Origin of the sequence: Marinobacter sp. G11, from assembly GCF_021282325.1 — a bacterium.
GTDB classification, from domain to species: Bacteria; Pseudomonadota; Gammaproteobacteria; order Pseudomonadales; family Oleiphilaceae; genus Marinobacter; species Marinobacter vinifirmus.
In genome coordinates this window covers 74,475-95,271 of record NZ_JAJSPB010000005.1, presented here as the reverse complement: position 1 = coordinate 95,271, position 20,797 = coordinate 74,475, and the positions used below count along the sequence as shown (strand labels likewise).

Here is a 20,797-nt window from a genome sequence, read left to right as displayed (position 1 = left end):
AATTGGTTATCTGATCGAGGTTATGTCATGACTGCCCCTGCCGAAAAAATCAATCTTCTGGGGATGCCCAAAGCCAAGCTCGAGGCATTTTTTGAAACCCTGGGGGAAAAACGTTTCCGGGCCCAGCAGGTGCTGCAGTGGATCCACCAGCGTGGCGTTGATGACTTCGATCAAATGACCAATATGAGCCGCGTTCTGCGCGAAAGGCTCAAGGAAATTGCTGAAGTGCGTGGCCCCGAGGTGGTTTACGACGAAACCTCGAAAGACGGCACCCGCAAGTGGGTTATGCGCATGGATAACGGCAACAGTGTTGAAACTGTGCTTATTCCTGATGGGGAACGTGGCACCTTGTGTGTGTCGTCCCAGATTGGCTGCAGCCTGGACTGTACTTTCTGTTCGACGGGAAAGCGGGGCTTTAACCGTAACCTGACAGCGGCAGAAATCATTGGCCAGGTGTGGGTGGCGCGCCGCGCTTTCATGCCGTTTGATCCCACCGATCGGCCGATTACCAACGTGGTCATGATGGGCATGGGAGAGCCCCTGCTCAACTTCGATAACGTGGTTGACGCCATGAACCTGATGATGGAAGACCTGGCTTACGGTATTTCCAAGCGTCGGGTTACCCTGAGTACCTCTGGTGTTGTTCCGGCCCTTGACCGGCTGGGTGAGGTTACCGATGTTTCACTGGCCATCTCTCTGCATGCCCCTAATGATGAACTTCGTAACACGCTGGTGCCGCTGAATAAAAAGTACCCGATTGCCGAGTTGCTGGCAGCGACCCGCCGCTACCTGGCGCGCCTGCCGGACAAGCGTAAGGCCACTATCGAGTACACGGTCATAGAAGGTGTGAACGACCAGCCAGAGCACGCCCGGGAACTGTCCGTAATCTTGAAGGGGTTGCCCTGCAAGATTAACCTGATACCGTTTAATCCATTCCCGGAAAGCGATTTCCGCCGGCCCAGCATGAACGCAACCCGGCGCTTCCAGAATGTGCTGAACGAAGCCGGCTTCGTGACCACCATCCGAACCACCCGAGGTGATGACATTGACGCTGCCTGCGGGCAGCTGGTAGGCCGGGTGGAAGACCGGACGCGCAGAAGCCAGCGCTATATTGCCGTTCAGCAAGTTAATCCCTGAATACAGGGGAGCAGAAACAACCAAGGTAAGGTGTTTGTTGATGGTTAGGAATTCCAAGGTAAAACTGGCTGTGTTGGCCCTGGTTTTTTCAGGGATGCTGGTGTCCGGATGCGTAACCACCACAGACAGCCGTTTCAGCCGGGAGGCTGACCGCGACAAAGCCTTGAGCAGCTACGTTCAGCTGGCAACCGCCTATATCCGGCAGGGCAACCTGGAGCGGGCCCGGCACCACCTTGATCGCGCCCTGGAAATTGACAGCGGAGATGCCGAGGCATTGGCTGCCATGGGGCTGGTGTACAGCTATGAAGGCGAAGAGCAGCTGGCCGAAGAAAGTTTCCGCAAGGCTGTGTCAGCGGACGGAAGCTATACCCGTGGGCGAGTCTATTACGGTGCCTTCTTGTACGGCCAAAAAGAATACGAAGGTGCCCGTAACCAGTTTTCCGTTGCGTCCCGGGATACCGGGTACAGAGAGCGCGGAGGTGTCTTTTACAATCTGGGCATGACAGAAGAGCGCCTGGATAACCTCGAAGGCGCAGAGGCAGCCTACCGCAGAGCCGTAGAGCTGACCCGCGGCGAAGCTCGCTCGTTACTGTCACTTTCACGTGTGCTGGTGGAACAGGACAATTACACCGAAGCGTCCCGGTATTACAGTCGCCTTCAGACCATGATTCAGGGCAATACACGACTGACCCATTCCGCAGAAAGCCTTTACACAGGTATCCGCATTGCCCGTTATTTCGGGGACAAAGACCAGGAAGCCAGTATGGCTTTGTTATTGCGGAACGAATTCCCGGAATCCATAGAGTATCAACAATACAAGGTGCTGATTGCCAATGACCGGTGACGAGCAGCTGAATAACGTATCCGCAGAATCTGTCGGACAGCAGCTCCGGCGGGCACGGGAGAAGGCAGGGCTGAGTCTGGCAGCGGTTGCAGACCAACAGCACCTTCGGGTTTCCGTGATCCAGGCGATTGAAAGCGGTGATTACAGCAAAATTGATACCGAGCTGTTCCTGAAGGGGTATGTCCGTGCCTATGCGCGGCAAGTAGGCCTGGATGCAGACTCGATTATCCGTGACCTGGACACAGAGCTTGAGCCTCGCCGCCAGGAGCGGGAGCAGGCGCTGCAGGCTAACCCGCTGGTAAATATCGAACGACGCCGACGCCAGAAGCGTCGGGCCGCCAAGCTGATTCTCGTGCTGGTGGCCGCAGCTTTGATTGGCTTTCTGGCCTTTACTTATCTCAGCAACAAAGACTCCGCGCTTCCGGCGACACCGCAACCGGAAGCAGAGCAGCCCGAAGCCGCCGAAGACCCTGCCGGGTTTCAGCCGGACAGCACTGTAACTGCTCCTTTGATTGAAGCTGACGAGCCTGCTGTGGTGCTGCCAGGGCCCCAGGAGTCTGTTGATGAATCCGCTCCCGAGGCAGGGCAGGTTATGCCCGAAGACGGCGTGACCCTGGAGCCTGACATGGCCCCTGCAACAGCCCCTGAGGCTGACGACCAAGCCCTTGAGACCGCGCCGGCGGACGTTGCGGCGGTCGCTGAGCCGGTTCCGGAAGAAACGGTTGCGGCTAACGAGCCGCCGGCAGCGGCCCGTCTGCAGATGACGTTCAGTGATGATTGCTGGATTCAGGTTACTGATGGCGCTGGTAACCGCCTGGCTGCCGGTCTTCGTACCCGCGGCAACCAGCTGGACGTATCCGGTGAGGCGCCACTGAGAGTGGTAGTTGGCGCAATGAGTGCCGTTGAAACCATCCAGTTCCGGGGCGAGACCCTGGACCCTGGCCGTTTCCGCGTAGTGAATAACCGAGCAGAGTTCACCCTAGAACCCTGAACGACCGCCTGAACAGATTGTTGGTTCCAGACCATGAAGCAAGATTCCCCGATCAAGAGACGTAAATCCCGCCAGATCATGGTGGGCAATGTGCCAGTGGGCGGAGATGCGCCCATTTCGGTACAGAGCATGACCAACACCAATACCTGTGATGTTGATGCCACCGTCGGTCAGATCAAGGCCCTTGAAGAGGCCGGTGCGGATATTGTCCGCGTGTCTGTGCCGTCTATGGAGGCGGCCGAGGCATTCGGCAAGATTCGTGAGCGGGTCTCGGTGCCGTTGGTTTCGGATATCCATTTCGACTACAAGATTGCGTTGCGGGTTGCCGAGCTGGGTGTTGATTGTTTGCGGATCAACCCCGGCAACATTGGCCGGGACGACCGGGTGAGTGCGGTGATCAACGCTGCCAAGGATCGCAATATTCCGATCCGCATCGGGGTGAATGCCGGGTCACTGGAAAAGGCATTGCAACGCAAGTATGGCGAACCGACCCCCGAGGCGCTTGTGGAATCTGCCATGCGCCACATCGATATTCTGGACAAGCACGACTTCCAGAACTTCAAGGTCAGCCTGAAGGCGTCCGACGTATTCATGACCGTCGCAGCCTATCGCCAGATTGCCTCACAGATTGAGCAGCCCTTGCACCTGGGCATTACCGAGGCGGGCGGTTTCCGGTCCGGTACCGTGAAATCCGCCATCGGCCTCGGCATGTTGCTGATGGATGGTATTGGCGACACCATACGGGTCTCCCTGGCGGCAGACCCGGTACAGGAAATCAAGGTAGGCTTCGACATCCTCAAAAGCCTGCGTTTGCGTAGCCGCGGCATCAATTTCATTGCCTGCCCAAGTTGTTCACGCCAGAACTTCGACGTTATCCAGACCATGAACGACCTGGAAGCCCGTCTTGAAGATGTGAACACCTCACTGGATGTAGCCATCATTGGCTGTATCGTTAACGGGCCGGGTGAAGCCAAGGAAGCAGACCTGGGGTTGACCGGCGGCAGCCCGAAACACCTGCTGTATGTGGGCGGAAAGCCGAACCAGAAACTGGACAACACGGCACTGGCTGATGACCTCGAGCGGCTGATCCGCGAGCAGGTTGCCAAGCGCCAGGAGCAGGAAGAAGCCGTTATCGCCCGGTCTTCAGACTGAGCGTTACAAAGACACCATTCAAAGATTTTCAGGGTTTAAACTTGGCTAAAATTCAGGCAATTCGGGGGATGAATGACATCCTCCCGGACCAGACCCCGGTCTGGCAGTATGTAGAGTCCACGGTAAGACAGGTGCTCGGCCAGTACGGCTACCAGGAAATCCGTATGCCGGTGGTAGAGCACACCGAGCTGTTCAAGCGCTCGATCGGTGAAGTGACCGATATCGTCGAAAAAGAAATGTATACATTCGACGACCGCAATGGCGACAGCCTGACTCTGCGCCCTGAAGGTACAGCCGGTTGCGTTCGGGCCGCAGAAGAGCATGGCCTGCTGTTCAACCAGACACGCCGTTTGTGGTACACCGGCCCGATGTTTCGCCATGAGCGGCCCCAGAAAGGGCGGTATCGCCAGTTTCACCAGATCGGTGTCGAGTGCTTCGGCATGGCCGGCCCTGACATTGACGCGGAGCTGCTGGTTCTGACCGCCCGCCTGTGGAAGGCGTTCGGGCTGACCGAGCATGCCCGGCTGGAAATCAATTCCATCGGTACCAGCGAATCCCGCAAGGTGTACCGGGAGGCGCTGGTTCGTTATCTCGAGCAGTATAAAGACCAGCTCGATGACGACAGCAAGCGTCGTCTTGGCACCAATCCGCTTCGCATCCTGGACAGCAAAGACCCGGCCACCCGTGAAATCCTGAACGGGGCACCGTTGCTGGATGACTACCTGGACGACGAATCCCGCGTCCATTTCGAGCAACTGAAAGCACTGCTGGATGCGGCCGGTGTAAGCTACACCGTCAATCCGGCACTGGTTCGGGGCCTGGATTACTACGGTAAAACCGTTTTCGAGTGGATCACTGACAGCCTTGGCGCCCAGGGCACCATCTGTGCCGGTGGCCGTTATGATGGACTGGTTCAGCAACTTGGTGGCAAGCCCACCGATGCGGTAGGTTTTGCCATGGGTCTGGAGCGGCTGATTCTGCTGCTTGAAACCCTCGGCCTGGTGCCGGAGCAGGTCAACAACAACGCCGACGTATACGTAACCGCCATGGGCGAGCAGGCCGTTGCACCAGCCATGGCGGTGGCCGAATGTCTGCGTAATGAGTTGCCCGGAGTGGTGGTGGTCAGCCATTGTGGTGGCGGAAGTTTCAAGAGCCAGATGAAAAAGGCTGACCGGAGCAATGCTCGCTATGCAGTCATTCTGGGAGAGAACGAAATTGCCAGCGGCACGGTGGCCCTGAAACCACTTCGAAATGACGATCCCCAGCAGGAAGTTAACCAGTCCGAACTGGCTTCAGTCCTGAAGGGTTTGCTTTAAGTTTTCTTGATAACGCATTGTATTTTAATAATTAATCAGGAGTTTTCATGGCCGAGTTGCGCACAGAAGAAGAACAGGTCCAGGCGATCAAGGATTGGTGGAAAAAGAACGGCAGTTCGCTGCTGATCGGTATCGGCGCGGCACTCGCCATTGTCTTCGGCTGGCAAGCCTGGCAGAACCACCAGGCCCAGCAACGGGCGGAAGCAGCCAACCAGTTCGCCAATCTGCTGAACGCCTTTTCGGGTGAGCAGGGAGAATCTGACACAGACACCATGGCCTTTGTCGCCGAAACCCTGCGTGAAGAGCACTCCGACAGCGCCTATGCCATCTACGGCAACCTGGTGATGGCGCGCCAGCAACTGGCCGAACAGAACGATCCAGCCGCTGCAGTAGAATCTCTCAGCTGGGCGCTGGACAAGGCTGCTGATGACAAGGCGCTTTCCCTGGTGGTGCGCAACCGCCTGGCTCGGGCCCAGTTTGCCGCCGGCAACCACGACGATGCCCTGGCCACGCTTGATGGTGCTGGCGAAGCGGATGCCTTCAATGCCATTTTCTCCGAACTTCGGGGCGATATCCTGTTGGCCAAAGGCGACCAGGATGGTGCCCGGGAAGCCTATCTGACCGCCCGGGAACAGAACCAACAGGGCCGAAGCGGTGTCCTGGAACTGAAACTGTCTGACCTGGGCGTCGGGGAGGACGCCTGATGCCGGTATCCAGAAGCATCCGCTCGGGTTTCCTGGCGGCGGCATCCATTGCGGCAATGGCCCTGGCCGGATGCAGCACCACCGATACCTTTGAACAGCCTGCCCCCTTGCCGGAAATCGACGAGCGTGTGGAGTTCGACCGGGTGTGGTCCATGTCGGTTGGCGATGGCCACGACGGTGAGTTCCTGCACATGGCGCCGCTGTATGCGGGTGACACCTTGTATGCTGCCTCTGCAGACGGCGAGGTTGTCGCGGTCCAAAGCGAAAACGGCGAGCTGATCTGGGAGCAGGACCTGGACGAGCGTTTGTTTGCGGGCCCGGGTGCTGATGCCCGGCAACTTTACCTGGCAAGCCGGAATGCCGAACTGATCGCCCTGTCCAGTGAGGATGGCAGTGAACAATGGCGCGCGAGCCTGCCCACGGAAGTGGTAGCTGCGCCGCAGTCTAACGGTTCCCTGGTGGTGGCGCAGACCACCGATGGCCGGGTGATCGGTTTTGATGCCGGGAATGGTGACCAGCTCTGGCAGTACGATGCCCAGGTTCCGGTTCTGACCATGCGCACTGGCGCGGCTCCGCTGGTGGGTGGAGACGTGGTGATCGCGTCCTTCGCCAACGGCCGGGTCATTGCGTTGACGGCAGCCGCCGGGCAGCCGGTCTGGCAGTACGAAGTAGGCCAGCCCCAGGGCCGAACAGAGCTTGAGCGCCTGGTGGATATTGGTGGACAGCCGCTGGTGCTGGATTCCGCCATTATGGTGGCGGGTTATCAGGGCAAGCTGGCTCTGGTGGATATTCGTTCCGGCCAGGAAATCTGGAGCAAGCCGGCATCCAGCTTCTATTCACCGGCAATCGGTAACGGCAATATCTACCTGGCCTCGGCCAATGGTGACATCCAGGCGCTTCGTGGCAACGACCGCAGGGAGCTGTGGGTTCAGGACCAGCTGTCCTGGCGCCAGGTAACCCGTCCGGCCGTCTCCGGAGACTACCTGGTGGTAGGCGATTTTGAGGGTTATCTGCACGTGTTGTCCGCCGAGGACGGTAGCCTGCAGGGCCAGGTGAAGTTTGACAGTGAGGGTATCCGCGTACCGGTTCAGGTTACGAGAGATGGTAACCTGCTGGTTTACGGAAACGGCGGCAAACTGTCCGTGCTCAGGCTTGAGCAGGACGACTGACAGCCCCATGAATTTACCCGGCTACGGCCGGGTTTCTGTTTTATTTGCATAGCAGACCAATATGACCCCAGTAATAGCCCTGGTGGGCCGCCCAAACGTTGGCAAGTCCACCCTGTTCAACCAGATGACCCGTTCCCGGGATGCCCTTGTGGCAGATTTTCCGGGCCTCACCCGTGACAGAAAATACGGGGAAGGTCATTACGAAGGGCAGAAGTTCATTGTTATCGACACCGGCGGCCTGACTGGTGACGAAGTTGGCCTGGACGCTGAAATGGCCAGGCAGTCCCTTCAGGCTGTGGAAGAGGCCGATATCGTCCTGTTCCTGGTAGACGGTCGGGCAGGGCTGACGGCCGGTGACGAAATGATTGCTGACCATCTGCGCCGCTCCGGCAAGCAGGCGCACCTGGTGGTTAACAAAACCGACGGCCAGGATCCGGATGTTGCCGCGGCGGATTTCTACCGCCTGGGCTTTGAATCCAGCTTTACCATCGCCGCAGCCCATAACCGCGGTATCCGTACCTTGCTGGAAACCCTGCTGCCTGAACCGGTAGATCCGGAGGAGCAGGACCGGGCCGATCGTTATCCGGGTATCCGCATCGGTGTTGTGGGCCGTCCGAATGTAGGCAAGTCCACACTGGTTAACCGGATGCTGGGTGAAGACCGGGTGGTGGTTTATGACATGCCGGGTACCACTCGCGACAGCGTATACATTCCCTACGAGCGCCATGGTGAGCAGTACACCCTGATTGATACCGCCGGGGTACGGCGCCGTAAAAACGTTCACGAAGTGGTGGAGAAGTTCTCCATCATCAAAACCCTGCAGGCCATCGACGACGCCCATGTGGTGATCCTGGTGATTGACGCCCGGGAAGGTCTGGTAGACCAGGACCTGCACCTGATCGGCTTTGTGCTGGATGCCGGCCGGTCACTGGTGATCGCCGTCAACAAATGGGACGGCATGGATCCGGAAGACCGAAGCAAGGTGAAGGAGCAGGTGGCCCGTCGCCTCGATTTCCTGGATTATGCAGACAAGTACTATATCTCGGCGCTGCATGGCACGGGGGTAGGCACGATGTACGAATCGGTGCAGGCCTGCTACGAATCTGCCATGGCGAAGTGGCCCACAAACCGCCTGACGGCAATCCTGCAGGATGCCGTAGCCCAGCATCAGCCGCCCATGGTTCATGGCCGGCGAATCAAGCTGCGTTACGCACACCAGGGCGGCTCTAATCCGCCGGTGATTGTGGTGCACGGTAACCAGGTGGATTCGCTGCCCGGGGCTTACAAACGGTATCTGGAGAACACCTTCCGCAAGGTGCTGAAAGTGGTGGGATCACCCATCCGCTTCGAGTTCAAGTCCGGTGAAAACCCGTTTGCCAACAAGGTTGACCGGCTGACACCACGGCAGAAGGTCAAGAAGGATAACGACCTGAAGAAAGGCCGCAAGATCAAGAAAACCCGGCAGAAAAGCGTTAAACGCTGATCAACCGGGCTCTCCGCACGACCGGGAGTGGCTCACGCCACTCCCGCTTCCTCTACCTGGCGCGCCTGAACGGCTGTCAGGGCAATGGTAAACACGATATCTTCCACCATCGCACCCCGTGACAGGTCGTTCACAGGCTTTCTCAGGCCCTGAAGCATCGGGCCGACGCTGACCACATTTGCGCTGCGCTGTACGGCTTTATAGGTGGTGTTGCCGGTGTTGAGATCCGGGAACACGAACACCGTGGCCTTACCGGCTACCTTGCTGTCTGGTGCCTTGGATTTGCCGACACTTTCAATCGCAGCGGCATCGTATTGCAGCGGGCCGTCGATCAGCAGGTCCGGACGACGTTCCCGGGCAATGCGGGTGGCTTCACGCACCTTGTCGACATCCTGCCCACTACCGGACTCGCCGGTGCTGTAACTGATCATGGCAACCACCGGCTCGATACCGAAGGCCTCCGCCGACTCGGCGCTCTGGATGGCGATGTCGGCCAGTTCTTCGGCGTTCGGGTCCGGGTTGATGGCACAGTCACCGTATACCAGCACCTGTTCCGGCAACAGCATGAAGAATACAGACGACACCACCTTGGCGTTGTCGTGGGTTTTGATCAGCTGCAGGGCAGGGCGCACGGTGTTTGCGGTAGTGTGGATGGCCCCGGAAACCAGGCCATCGGCTTCATCCATGGCGACCATCATGGTGCCGAGCACCACGTTGTCTTCCAGCATGGCTTCGGCCATGTCTTCGGTGAGCCCCTTGTGCTTCCTGAACTCCACCATCGGTGCGATGTAGCGGTCGCGGATCGAGGCAGGATCCATCAGCTCCAGGTCTTCCGGTAACTCAAGCCCCTGTGCTGCCGCTACCGAGCGGATTTCCTGGGGATTTCCGATTAATACGCAGCGGGCCAGTTTGCGCTGGTGGCAAATAATGGCTGCGTGCACGGTACGGGGTTCGCAGCCCTCCGGCAATACGATTCGTTTATTGGCAGACCTCGCCCGCTCCGACAGCTGGTAACGGAAAGCCGGTGGCGACAGACGGCTCTGGCGCTGAACCTTAAGGTGTTCCTGGAGCCAGTCGGTATCCACGCGGCGGGCAACCGACTCCATGGACTCCTCGATCCGTTCCGGATCATCAATCGGGATGGCGGACGACAGGCTGGCCAGCATATGGGCGGTTTCATAGGTGTTGGCATCGGAACTGAGTACCGGGAGTCCGGTATCCAGCGCCCTGCGGCACAGGTCGATGACCCGGTTGTCCGGCATCAGTCCGCCGGTAAGCATCAGGCCTGCCAGGGGCACACCGTTCAGGGCCGCCAGGGCCGTGGTCACCACGATATCTTCGCGGTCACCGGGGGTGACCATCAGGGTGCCAGGCTTCAGCGTGTCGGTCATATTCCTGATGGTGCGGGCACACACAGACACTTTCTGCACCCGGCGGCTGTGCATGTGGCCTTCGTGCAATACCGGCACCCCGAGCTCCCTTGCAACATCGGACACCCGTGGCGCCAGCAGGTGTGGCTGCCAGGGAATCTCGGCCAGCAGGTGGAAACGGCCAGACGTGAACACCTTGCAGGCCGAGCGGTAATCAATAACGTCTCCCTTCGCCGGACGGTGGTGGTCCAGGGTCATGCCGGACTTCTCCGGCGCGCCAATCTTGTTCAGGATGACGGCAATGACGTCCGGATCTGAGGGGGCGGCAAACAGGCGCGCGGAGAAATCCAGTTCCTCGTCAAGGTCAGAGGCGGAACAGCTTCTTGGTGCGCTCACCAGGATCACCTCGGAGCCCAGGTTCCTGGCTACCTCCACATTGAGTCGTGCGATGTAGGCTTCGCTCCGGTCCGGCACCAGGCCTTCGATGATAACGATATCGACCTGGTTGGCGACTTTCTGGTACTCGCCAACGATATTTTCCAGAAGCAGGTCTCCCTTGCCCCGGTTCAGCAGTTGCTGGGCTTCTTTCAGGGGAATCGGATCGGGTGGTTGCAGGTGGCTGCGGGCGGTGACAAACGCCGTGGAAGAATCGCGGCCGTCGTTATGGATGGCTTCGCCGCGGTGTACCGACTGGCTGAACGGTTTGTAGAAACCAACGCTCACGCCTTCACGCTCGAGGGCCCGGAGCAGGCCAAGACAAACGGAGGTCAGGCCGGATTCCATCGAGGTAGGTGCAATAAAAAGACTTTTTGCCATGGGTTGTCCTGTAAATCTGTCGGGTTCGGTCGTTCAGGCGGAGGCCAGGCGCTCGGCTTCCTGGGCAATAACCAGTTCTTCGTTGGTGGGAATCACCAGCACCGGGAACCGGGAGTCGGGGCTACTGACAAAGCCGTCGCTCATCCTGCCATGATCACGGTTCAGGCCGGTGTCCAGTTCAATTCCGAGCAGCCCCAGGTGTTTGACGGTTTCCTGTCGGATGCGGGGGCTGTTCTCGCCGATACCGCCGGTAAACACCAGGGCGTCGAGTTGTGCCAGTGAGGCCGTCATGGCACCGACATAGCGGGCAAGGCGGAAACAGAACACATCGATTGCCAGTTGTGAGGGTTCGTGGCCGTGATCAGCCAGCTCGCACAGGGATCGCATATCGTTGGTTTGCCCGGACAGGCCCAGCAATCCACTGTCGTTGTTGAGCATACGGTGGGCTTCGGTGGCACTGACTCCCCGGGTAGCCAGGTAGTCGAACAGGCCGGGGTCGACGTCGCCGCTTCGGGTACCCATCACCAGGCCCTCAAGGGGCGTAAGGCCCATGCTGGTGTCAACGCTCAGGCCATCGCGAATAGCGGTGATGCTGCAGCCATTGCCCAGGTGTGCCGAGATAATCGAAGTGGTCGCCGGTGTTTTACCCAGCAGACGTGCGGCTTCCCGGGTCATAAAGTAATGACTGGTGCCGTGAAAGCCATAGCGCCGGATGCCCCATTGGGTATAGCAATGCTCGGGTAGCGCATAGCGATAAGCCCGCTCCGGCAGGGTGTGGTGGTAGGCGGTATCGAAGACGGCGGCATGGGGGCGGTCCGGAAACAGGGCCCGCATGGCACGGATACCGGCGAGGTTGACCGGGTTGTGCAAGGGGGCCAGTTCAGCACAGGCTTCAATGGCCTGTTCGGTGGCATCATCCACCAGGACGGCTTCACGGAAGGTTTCGCCACCGTGTACAACCCGATGGCCGATAGCCTTGGGTGTGCCGGTCAGCAATTGCCGGTTCCGGAACTCGTTCACCAGCGCCTGCAGGGCCTGTTCGTGACTGGCTCCGGCCGGCAGTTTCACCGGGTTGTCGTCACCGGAAATTCGTGCAAAGGCATCACTGTTGTTCAGCTTTTCGGCCAGCGCCGAAGCGATTTTCCGGTTTTTCTGATCAAAAAGTGCAAGTTTCAGGGAGGAACTGCCGCAGTTCACAACCAGTATTGATTCTTCCATGTTCTCGCCGTGTTGGTTCTAGGTGCTGGCCCGTTCGTTGGTGTCGAGCCATTGGATGAAATCCTGTTCCGGGAGCGGGGTGCTGTAGAAGTAGCCCTGAGAGTAATCGCAATGTTCTTCCTTCAGGAAGTGGGTCTGGGCTTCGGCTTCGACGCCCTCTGCCACCACTTTCAGGCCAAGGCTGTGGGCCATGGTGATAATGGCGCGAACAAGCGAGGCATCGTCGTTTTCGGTCAGCACGTCCTGGATGAAGGACTTGTCGATTTTCAGGGTATCAAAGGGGTAGCTCTTGAGGTAGCTCAGAGCTGAGTAGCCGGTACCGAAATCGTCCACCGTCAGGCGGATTCCGGAACGGTCAAGCTTGCGAAGAATATCAGCGGTTTCAATGGAGTTGTCCAGAATCAGCCTTTCGGTGATTTCCAGTTCCAGCAGCTCCGGGCGCAGCCCGCTGGCGTCGAGCGCCCGCATGACGGCATCGGTAAAGCCCGGATCCCTGAACTGGCGCGGTGACACATTCACCGCCACACCGATCGGGTTTCCGGTCAGGGTTTGCCAGTTGCGGGCGGCTTTGCAGGCTTCCTGGATGACCCACTCGCCAATCGGAATGATCAGCCCGGTTTCCTCGGCCAGCGGAATGAAACGATCCGGCATCACCATACCCAGGGCAGGGTTGTTCCAGCGCAGCAGGGCTTCGGCAGACACCAGCTTGCCGGAGTGGGTATCGATGATTGGCTGGAAATAGAGTTCGAACTCGCCGAGCTCCATGGCCTTGCGCATGTAGGATTCCATCTGCAGCCGCTCGTGGGAGACCTCGGTCATTTCCGGCGTGAAGCGGGAATAGGCGCTCTTGCCCTTGTGCTTGGCTTCGTACATGGCGGCATCGGCGTGCTGGAGCAGGGTGCCACTGTTATCGGAATCCTGTGGGAAGGTGGCGATACCTATACTGGTGGTAACGAACACTTCCTGGCCGCCCAGCATGAACGGGGTCGAGAAGGTTTGAAGGATGCGATCAGCCACCTGGCAGGCGGCATCGGGGCCACTGAGGCCGGGCAGGACCACCAGGAATTCATCGCCGCCCAGGCGGGCGACGGTACTGGTGCCGCGAAGGCAGCTGGAGACCCGTTTGGAGGCTTCAATCAGCAGGGTGTCCCCGGCATCGTGGCCAAGGGTGTCGTTAATGTGTTTGAAGTTGTCCAGGTCGAGGAACATAACGCCAACCTGGGTTTCATCCCGGCGGGCCTGGGCGATAGCCAGCTTCAGGCGATCCAGTGCCAGCATGCGATTCGGCAGGCCGGTAAGCACATCGTAGTTGGCCTGGCGCAACAGTTGTTGTTCGTAGCGTTTACGGATGCTGATATCTTCACCGAGAATCAGGTAGCCGGTGGTATCGCTGTTGGAATCCTTGATGGGTGTTACCACCAGCTGTTCCCAGTAACGCTCACCATTGCGCCTTACGCTGTTCACTTCACCCTGCCAAACGCCAACCCGCTTCACCTGCAGCCGTATTGCCTGCCACAGGTGCCACGCTTCCCGGCTGTTCATGGATTGGTCCACCAGTGCGGACGGGTGTTTGCCGATGATGTCGTCCTGGGTGTAGCCGGTGAGCTGGCTGAATTTCTGGTTGGCGTATTCGATGTGCCACTGCCGGTCGCAGATCAGTACAGAAGAGGGGCTCTGTTCGATGGCCTGGGAGAACTTCAGGATATCGGCAGCGTCCCGCTCACGGCGCGCCACATCTTCGTTCAGTCGCTCACGCATCTCGTTGATGGCGTCGGTCACCAGGCCCAGTTCGTCCCGGCGATTGCCCGGGGTGTCCGGACGTTCCAGTTTGAGCGGCCGCGACAGGGTTTTCAGGGAAAGATCGCGGGTGTAACCGGCCATGGCGGTCAGGTGCCGGGTAACCAGGTGGCGGAAAATCCAGAGAATCAGGATGGAAATAAAGAAAATGGTGAAGAACTGGGTGGCAATGATGACGCCCACCCGGTGCCTGAGATCCTGGTAGACCCGCTCCAGTCCGGCGGTGATGGTAATTCGGCCAAGATTGAAGGGTTCGTCATCCCGGTAAACCAGGTCAAAGCTGTGGCTGAGCAAGTCGCCCCGGGGGCTTTGCCCCATGACCAGTTCGGAATCCGGCTCTATGCGCAGGCGCAGGTGGTCGATATCGGGCAGGCTGAGAATGCCCTCCATCTGGGTTTGCAGGGATTTCTGGTCGAGGGCCCAGAGGCTGCGGGCAAGGCTGGACGAGTAGCCAGCTTCGATCACATCAAGCCTTTGCTGGATTTTGTTCAGGTCCTGGCGGTAGTCCGAATAGATCTGTATGCCGGAGGCCAGCAAAGTAAAGGCCGAGCTGAAGAGAAGGATCCATGCCAGGAGCCTGATAGAGAGAGGAGAGGCCGTACGAATACGTTTCAGACGTGTCGTAATCTCTGGCATTTCAGTGACCAGGCCACCTTGTGAAGTATCTGACATAACCAGGCGCTGCAAACCGTGTTGTGATTTGGGCGTTAACCCAGCTTCCCTGCAAACGACTATAGCAACAGTTTATGACAACTGCTCTGCAAACTCAGGATAAATCGGAAGAATTGCCGGAAGAAGTCTCAGTTTGACACTTATTGCAACGGTGTTTCGGGCTTGATGCAGGTCAAGATGGTGCGGGCGGTACGGGCGTAACCTGAGCTTAGTCAAGTTCGGAATCAAACAGGAGAACGGCCATGTATATGGACGCTGTAGTAATCGCAGGTATTGTAACAGTGTTGCTGATGATCGGATTTTTCGTAGGCGTTGGTGTCTTCATCGTGAAAGATCAGAAGCACCACGGTGCGAAGGGTGTCGCCAAGCATCATCATGGAAGCCATGGCGGATAGCACCTTCGGGTGCTATCAAAGCTTGGGAAAAATTGGCGTCCCCTAGGGGGTTCGAACCCCTGTTGCCGCCGTGAAAGGGCGGAGTCCTAGGCCACTAGACGAAGGGGACGCAACGTTTTCAAAAGCTTGCCTCGTCGAGGTGGCGCGTATATTAAGTAAGGGCCTTGGGCCTGTCAACGCTTTTTTTCAAAAAATTCACTTCACGCTTTCTTGCAGGGCATCCGCTAACTCCGGGTACTTGAACCGGAATCCTTCTTTTTCCAGTCTTGCCGGAACTGCACGTTGGCCGGTGAGCAACAGCCGGGCCATTTCCCCCAGCATCAACTGTAATGCGAATGCAGGCGCAGGCAGTATCGCGGGCCGGCTCAGCACCCGTGCCAGCGCCCTGGTAAATTCAGCATTTGTTACCGGTGCAGGGCTGACGACATTATAGGGGCCGCGAGCCTGTTCGTTTTCCAGCATCCAGATCAGGGCGGCGACAACGTCGTCTCTGTGCACCCAGGGCATATACTGGCGACCGCTTCCAAGCTTTCCGCCCAGCCCCAATTTGAAGGGCAGCAGCATTCGCTGCAGGAAACCTCCACCGGAGCCCGCCACCACGCCTGTACGGGACAGGCATACCCGTACACCGAGTTTCTCCGCCTCCAGAGCTGCCTGCTCCCAATCGCGGCAAAGCTCGTGGGTAAACTCGATAGTGGGTGAGGTCTCTTCGGTAACTAATTGATCACCCTGATTTCCGTAAACACCTACCGCAGAGCCGGATACGAGTACCCCGGGTCTGGTCGCCCAGCTTTCCATGGCGCTGACCAGGTCATGGGTCAGTGCAATTCGGCTGTCCCTGAGGGCTTGTTTTCGTTTGTCGGACCAGCGCTTGTCTGCAATGCCTTCGCCGGCCAGGTTGATGACCGCATCAAAGCCGGGGCGACCGGAGGTCTGCCCAAGGTCGCCAATTACCTGAACGGGGCCACAAAGTTCCTTGACGATGTTGGTTGCCTGTCGGCTCAGCACTGTCAGTGACCAGCCCCGGCTGGCCAGTTCCCGGCAAAGAACCTGGCCAATGAAGCCGGTACCGCCGGTTATCAGAATTCGCTTTTCCATGTCTGCTTCCCTCGATGCAAACCGGGTGATCAGACTGCAGCGCGGCCCAGCTCGTCCTGGACAACGTCCCGGATGGCTTCACCCAGATGCGGGTTCTGTCCAATAGGGTCTGCAAGCCGGATCTCTACACCGTGCTGTTTCTCGAGCTCTTCAATCATGGCGGGGACGTCTTTGCGTAAATGCCGGCCTGCAGCCAGGAACAACGGAACGATGGTAAAGCTGGTGGCGCCGCTTTCCTTGCCCCGGGCGACAATCGTCTCCAGGGAAGGCTCGGCCAGCTCCATATAGGCAATGGACGAGTCTTCGACTGACTCCAGGGTAGGCTTGGCCAGTTGTTCAAAGGTATCGCACCAGCGCTGGTCGCTGCTGCCGTGAGCCAGCAGAATAATGCGGTGAGGATTTGCCATGAGGTCTCCGGAATGATCAGATGGATTGGCTGATACGTAATGACTGCAAAGTTATACGATGCTGTTGCCCTAAATGTATCAGGGAGTGGTTGAATGTTCGATTGGAAAGAGCTTTTGGATTACTGGTTTGGCCCCCTGGATGACCAGGGCCTGCCGGATGCATTTCATCGTAACCGCTGGTTCCGGTCTGACAGAAAGTTTGACCAGGAGATTCGCCGCCGCTTTTTGTCCCTGGTTTTGTTTGCCTCCGAGGAGGGGCTGGAGCACTGGCGTACAGCTGCCGGCGGTGCCCTGGCGGAAATCCTGTTGCTGGACCAGTTTACCCGGAATATCTTCCGGGGCGCTGCGCTGGCTTTCGAGCACGATCGCCTGGCCAGGCAATTGTGCCGGCGGGCGATGGACCAGGGCCAGGATGTTCAGTTACCGGCGGTTCAACGCGCCTTTCTGTATATGCCGTTACAGCACTCCGAGAAGATCAAGGACCAGGAATTGTCGGTGGAGTGCTATCGGCAGTTGGCGGCAAGCCACAACGGCTTGCTGGGAGATTTTCTTGAGAGCTTCCTTCAGTCAGCCCGGGACCATCACGACATCATTGCCCGGTTTGGCCGCTTTCCCCACCGTAACCGTGCCCTCGGGCGCAAGTCTACCGAGCAGGAGCTGGAATACCTGGAGGGAGGGCGGAGGTTTGGCCAATAATCCGCTTTCATAATTTCTTAAAAAAACTGTTGACGCGCTGCGATCGATCAGTAGAATACGCAGCCGTTGAGAGGCAACGCCCTCACAAAGATCTGCGGGAATAGCTCAGTTGGTAGAGCACAACCTTGCCAAGGTTGGGGTCGCGAGTTCGAATCTCGTTTCCCGCTCCAGATTCCAAAAAACCCGACCCCAGTGTCGGGTTTTTTGCTTTCAGGCTCCGGATAACTCCCCTTTCTATTGTCTGTGTCAGCTATACTCGGCATCCTCATTTTTAAACTGATCTGTGCGAGCGCTCAAGATGAAGGTGCAGTCACTTTACCTGTATCCCGTAAAATCCCTGGCAGGCGTTGAAGTTCCAGGTTTTGAGCTGGACGATTTCGGCCCGAAAGGGGATCGCCGCTGGATGATCGTGGACGATCAGAACCGGTTTGTAACCCAGCGCCAGATGCCCAGGCTTGCCCTGGTCAGCGCGGTGATGAGCGATGACGGGGTAGAGGTGCGGATTCCGGATCAGGGGAGTTTTCCCCTGGTGCCGCAGGAGGAGCAGGTTCGAGTCGTGGTCTGGCGTGATACCGCCGATGCCCTGATGGGTGACCCTGCAGCAAGTGCGGCGTTAAGTGAGTTCTGTGGTGTCCCGCTTCGCTTTGTCTATATGCCCGATTCCAGTTTTCGCCGGGTCGATCCGGAGCGGGTCGCCGATAACCGGCGTGTGGGCTTTGCCGACGGCTTTCCGTTTCTGCTCGCCAATCAGGCGTCACTGGATGAGTTGAACACCCGTCTGACGCAGCCGGTATCCATAACACGGTTCCGGCCCAATATTGTTATAAAGGGCGTGCCGGCATGGGCCGAGGATGATTGGCGATCCCTGATGATCGGGTCTGTAGGATTTCGAGTGGTCAAACCCTGTTCCCGCTGCGTTCTGACAACCGTAGATCCCGAAACGGGCATCAAAGATGCCGGAACCGAACCCCTGAAAACGCTTTCTACCTATCGTAAAACGCCTGATGGCGTAATCTTCGGCCAGAATGCCATTCATTTGAGCAGTGGCAGAATCTCGGTTGGAGACAGTGTTGCCATTTCCCAACAGGAGTCGTGAAAAAGGTGCCCTTACTGAACCTGGATAAAATTTCCCTTTCCTTCGGCATGCATCCCTTGCTGGATGAAGCCTCGCTGACCATCGAGCCGGGCGAGCGGGTGTGTCTGTTAGGGAGAAACGGCGAAGGTAAATCGACGCTCCTGAAAATTGTCAGCGGTGATGTTACTCCTGATGGAGGCATTGTTCGCCTGGAAGAGGGCTCGGTGCTGGCGGTATTGCCCCAGAACCTGCCGTCTGGCGACACCCGCACCGCCTACGATGTGGTGGCTTCGGCGTTTCCGGAAACCGGCGAGTTGCTGGCGGAGTTTCACTGCTTGTCCCAGCAGGCAGATGAAGCCAGCCTGGACCGGATGATGAAGGTTCAGGAGCGCCTCGAGAGCCTGGATGGCTGGCGCCTGGACCAGAAGGTCACCACGATCCTGGCCCAGTACGGCGTAGATCCGGACCGTACGCTGAATACCTTGTCCGGCGGCTGGCAGCGCCGGGTTTTGCTGGCCAGGGCGTTGGTGGCAGAGCCGGATATCCTGTTACTGGATGAGCCAACCAACCATCTGGATGTACCCGCGATTGCCTGGCTGGAAGAGGCTCTGGGCCAGTTTCGGGGTGCCATGCTGTTTGTCAGTCACGACCGGGCGTTTATCCGGCGCATGGCGACCCGGGTAGTCGAGCTGGACCGGGGGCAGTTGATCAGTTTTGCGGCCAACTATGACAAGTACCTGGAGCTGAAAGAAAAGGCGCTGGAAGATGAAGAGCGCCAGAACGCCTTGTTCGACAAGCGCCTGAAACAGGAAGAGGCGTGGATCCGGCAGGGCATCAAGGCCCGCAGAACCCGCAATATGGGCCGTGTAAGGGCGCTCAGGGCCATGCGCGAAGAGCATCGCCAGCGCCGGGTTCGCGGTGGCACTGCCAATTTCTCCGTTGAAGAGGCAGCCCGTTCCGGCAAGCTGGTGGCTGAAGCCCGGCAGGCAGGCTTTGCCTACCCGGGCAGTGATCCGGTTATCCGGGATATGACGCTGACCATTCTGCGAGGCGACAAGATCGGCCTGGTAGGGGAGAACGGAACCGGCAAGACCACGCTGGTACGACTACTGTTGGGAGAGCTTGAACCTACTGAAGGAAGCATCCGGCTGGGTACCAATCTGCAGGTGGCGTACTTCGATCAGCTGCGGGGCGAGCTGGACCTGGAAAGCAACGCTCTGGACAACCTGGCCGAGGGTCGGGAATTTATCGATATCAACGGCCAAAGCAAACACGTTCTGGGATACCTGCAGGAATTCCTGTTCACCCCGGAACGTGCCCGTTCGCCGGTCAGTGTTTTCTCGGGTGGTGAGCGAGCCCGTCTGTTGCTGGCCAAGCTGTTCAGCAAGCCTGCCAACATCCTGGTTCTGGACGAACCGACCAACGACCTGGATGTGGAAACCCTGGAACTGCTCGAAGAACAGCTCTCCGAGTTCAAGGGTACGGTGATTGTGATCAGTCACGACCGGGAATTCCTGGATAACGTGGTCACCGACACCATCTTCCTGGATGGCACCGGGCGGGTGCGCGAGTTCGTTGGCGGTTACAGCGATTGGCGCCGGCAAGGCGGGGTGTTTCCGGCGGAGTCTTCCGGCAGTCGGCCGGACAAACAGGATAAGCGGGAAAAGACAGAGGCAACGACAAAGAAGCCTGAGGCTTCTGCAGCTCCTGCAGCAAAGTCCAAACCGGTGAAACTGAGTTACAAGCTCAAGCTCGAACTGGAGCAGTTACCGGGTAAAATCGAGGCTTTGGAGCAGGAAGTGGCGGAGTTTCAGCAAGCGATCTCCGCGCCGGATTTTTATTCCGGAGATCCGGAGAAGGTTTCGAAGACACTGGAGCAGTTGTCTGACGCAGAAGCCCGCCTCGAGCAGGTCATCGAGCGCTGGATGGAGCTGGAAGAGCAGGCGGGGCAGTAGCAGCCCCGCCATCGCCTTTATCAGTGAATGCGCACTGCCAGGACGTCACATTCTGTGCCGTGCAGCACACCATTGGCGGTAGAGCCCAACAGCAGCTGGAAACCTTTGCGTCCGTGGCTGCCAACAATCACCAGGTCCACGCCCTGTTCCTTCACCAGCCGGTGAATTTCAGATTCCGGACGGCCAACCGTCACAATCTGGCTGTCCTTGGCCACGCCATATTGCTCGCCATATTGCCCAAGCTGGTCGTGGGCGGCCTTGTCCAGCTGATCCTGCAATTCAGAAAGATCCATGGGGATGTCGCCGCCATAGGCATAGCCGACAGGCTCCACAACGTGAACCAGCAACAGCTCCGCCGCCTGTGACTCGGCAATGGACTTGGCTTTGTTAAGGACCTGCGGTGCTTCTTCGGTCAGGTCGATGGCAACCAGAACTTTTTTGTAGGTGGACATGGGGTCTTGCTCCTTCGCGCTGGGAAATGATCCTGAATGACTCTGGATTG

Annotated in this window: 18 protein-coding genes and 2 tRNA genes; 13 read left to right on the top strand and 7 right to left on the bottom strand. The window is 58.3% G+C overall.

The window, feature by feature from the left end:
• The first annotated feature begins 27 nt into the window (after positions 1-27).
• The 8 genes from rlmN to der all read left to right on the top strand — a co-directional run bounded on the left by rlmN (position 28) and on the right by der (position 8,796).
• Positions 28-1,137 carry a 23S rRNA (adenine(2503)-C(2))-methyltransferase RlmN gene (rlmN, locus tag LWH94_RS05020; protein ID WP_022989206.1) on the top strand — a complete coding sequence of 370 codons (1,110 nt, stop codon included), beginning with the start codon at positions 28-30 and terminating at the stop codon, positions 1,135-1,137.
• 40 nt (positions 1,138-1,177) lie between these two features.
• On the top strand, positions 1,178-1,981 hold the full coding sequence (gene pilW / locus LWH94_RS05015; RefSeq protein ID WP_208618772.1) for a type IV pilus biogenesis/stability protein PilW: 804 nt from the start codon (positions 1,178-1,180) through the stop codon (positions 1,979-1,981).
• Entirely contained in the window at positions 1,971-2,972 is a 1,002-nt protein-coding gene (locus LWH94_RS05010; protein WP_094625054.1) for a RodZ domain-containing protein, read from the top strand. Before pilW ends, LWH94_RS05010 begins: the two co-directional genes overlap by 11 nt.
• 33 nt (positions 2,973-3,005) lie before the next feature.
• Positions 3,006-4,124, top strand: a complete 1,119-nt coding sequence (ispG, locus tag LWH94_RS05005) for a flavodoxin-dependent (E)-4-hydroxy-3-methylbut-2-enyl-diphosphate synthase (protein ID WP_022989209.1) — start codon at positions 3,006-3,008, stop codon at positions 4,122-4,124.
• A gap of 41 nt (positions 4,125-4,165) precedes the next feature.
• The gene (gene hisS, locus LWH94_RS05000; RefSeq protein WP_094625055.1) at positions 4,166-5,440 is read left to right on the top strand and encodes a histidine--tRNA ligase; all 1,275 of its coding nucleotides are present in this window, start codon (positions 4,166-4,168) and stop codon (positions 5,438-5,440) included.
• Positions 5,441-5,487: 47 nt separating this feature from the next.
• Positions 5,488-6,144: a YfgM family protein gene (locus tag LWH94_RS04995; protein ID WP_022989211.1), complete on the top strand. Its 657-nt coding sequence runs from the start codon at positions 5,488-5,490 to the stop codon at positions 6,142-6,144.
• Positions 6,144-7,313, top strand: a complete 1,170-nt coding sequence (bamB, locus tag LWH94_RS04990; protein ID WP_199457327.1) for an outer membrane protein assembly factor BamB — start codon at positions 6,144-6,146, stop codon at positions 7,311-7,313. The genes LWH94_RS04995 and bamB overlap by 1 nt, the downstream gene beginning before the upstream one ends.
• 61 nt (positions 7,314-7,374) lie before the next feature.
• Positions 7,375-8,796 carry a ribosome biogenesis GTPase Der gene (der, locus tag LWH94_RS04985; RefSeq protein WP_022989213.1) on the top strand — a complete coding sequence of 474 codons (1,422 nt, stop codon included), beginning with the start codon at positions 7,375-7,377 and terminating at the stop codon, positions 8,794-8,796.
• 32 nt (positions 8,797-8,828) lie between these two features.
• Here the strand turns inward: der and pta are convergent, their stop codons facing one another.
• The 3 genes from pta to LWH94_RS04970 are packed head-to-tail and all read right to left on the bottom strand — an operon-like array spanning position 8,829 to position 14,669.
• Positions 8,829-10,982 carry a phosphate acetyltransferase gene (pta, locus tag LWH94_RS04980; protein WP_094625057.1) on the bottom strand — a complete coding sequence of 718 codons (2,154 nt, stop codon included), beginning with the start codon at positions 10,980-10,982 and terminating at the stop codon, positions 8,829-8,831.
• A 33-nt stretch (positions 10,983-11,015) separates the two neighbouring features.
• Positions 11,016-12,200: an acetate kinase gene (locus tag LWH94_RS04975; RefSeq protein WP_232901447.1), complete on the bottom strand. Its 1,185-nt coding sequence runs from the start codon at positions 12,198-12,200 to the stop codon at positions 11,016-11,018.
• An 18-nt stretch (positions 12,201-12,218) separates the two neighbouring features.
• On the bottom strand, positions 12,219-14,669 hold the full coding sequence (locus tag LWH94_RS04970) for a bifunctional diguanylate cyclase/phosphodiesterase (protein ID WP_232901446.1): 2,451 nt from the start codon (positions 14,667-14,669) through the stop codon (positions 12,219-12,221).
• 242 nt (positions 14,670-14,911) lie between these two features.
• On the opposite strand from LWH94_RS04970, the gene ccoM reads away from it, so the two are divergent.
• The gene (gene ccoM / locus LWH94_RS19585) at positions 14,912-15,064 is read left to right on the top strand and encodes a cytochrome c oxidase subunit CcoM (protein WP_442914963.1); all 153 of its coding nucleotides are present in this window, start codon (positions 14,912-14,914) and stop codon (positions 15,062-15,064) included.
• A 33-nt stretch (positions 15,065-15,097) separates the two neighbouring features.
• Here the strand turns inward: ccoM and LWH94_RS04960 are convergent.
• The 3 genes from LWH94_RS04960 to LWH94_RS04950 form a co-directional block, all read right to left on the bottom strand.
• A tRNA-Glu gene (locus LWH94_RS04960) sits at positions 15,098-15,173 on the bottom strand.
• A gap of 86 nt (positions 15,174-15,259) precedes the next feature.
• On the bottom strand, positions 15,260-16,162 hold the full coding sequence (locus LWH94_RS04955) for a TIGR01777 family oxidoreductase (RefSeq protein WP_232901444.1): 903 nt from the start codon (positions 16,160-16,162) through the stop codon (positions 15,260-15,262).
• Positions 16,163-16,191: 29 nt separating this feature from the next.
• Positions 16,192-16,569, bottom strand: a complete 378-nt coding sequence (locus LWH94_RS04950; protein ID WP_094625060.1) for a sirohydrochlorin chelatase — start codon at positions 16,567-16,569, stop codon at positions 16,192-16,194.
• Between the two features lie 93 nt (positions 16,570-16,662).
• On the opposite strand from LWH94_RS04950, the gene LWH94_RS04945 reads away from it, so the two are divergent.
• The 4 genes from LWH94_RS04945 (at position 16,663) to LWH94_RS04930 (ending at position 20,295) form a co-directional block, all read left to right on the top strand.
• Positions 16,663-17,265, top strand: a complete 603-nt coding sequence (locus LWH94_RS04945) for a DUF924 family protein (RefSeq protein WP_232901443.1) — start codon at positions 16,663-16,665, stop codon at positions 17,263-17,265.
• Positions 17,266-17,359: 94 nt separating this feature from the next.
• A tRNA-Gly gene (locus LWH94_RS04940) sits at positions 17,360-17,435 on the top strand.
• 128 nt (positions 17,436-17,563) lie between these two features.
• Positions 17,564-18,361 (top strand): MOSC domain-containing protein, encoded by a 798-nt coding sequence (locus LWH94_RS04935; RefSeq protein WP_232901442.1) that lies wholly within the window; start codon positions 17,564-17,566, stop codon positions 18,359-18,361.
• A gap of 5 nt (positions 18,362-18,366) precedes the next feature.
• A complete protein-coding gene (locus tag LWH94_RS04930; protein WP_232901441.1) occupies positions 18,367-20,295 on the top strand; it encodes an ATP-binding cassette domain-containing protein in 1,929 nt (642 codons plus the stop codon).
• A 20-nt stretch (positions 20,296-20,315) separates the two neighbouring features.
• On the opposite strand, the gene LWH94_RS04925 is transcribed toward LWH94_RS04930, so the two are convergent.
• Positions 20,316-20,747 (bottom strand): universal stress protein, encoded by a 432-nt coding sequence (locus LWH94_RS04925; RefSeq protein WP_022989223.1) that lies wholly within the window; start codon positions 20,745-20,747, stop codon positions 20,316-20,318.
• Positions 20,748-20,797 lie beyond the last annotated feature (50 nt).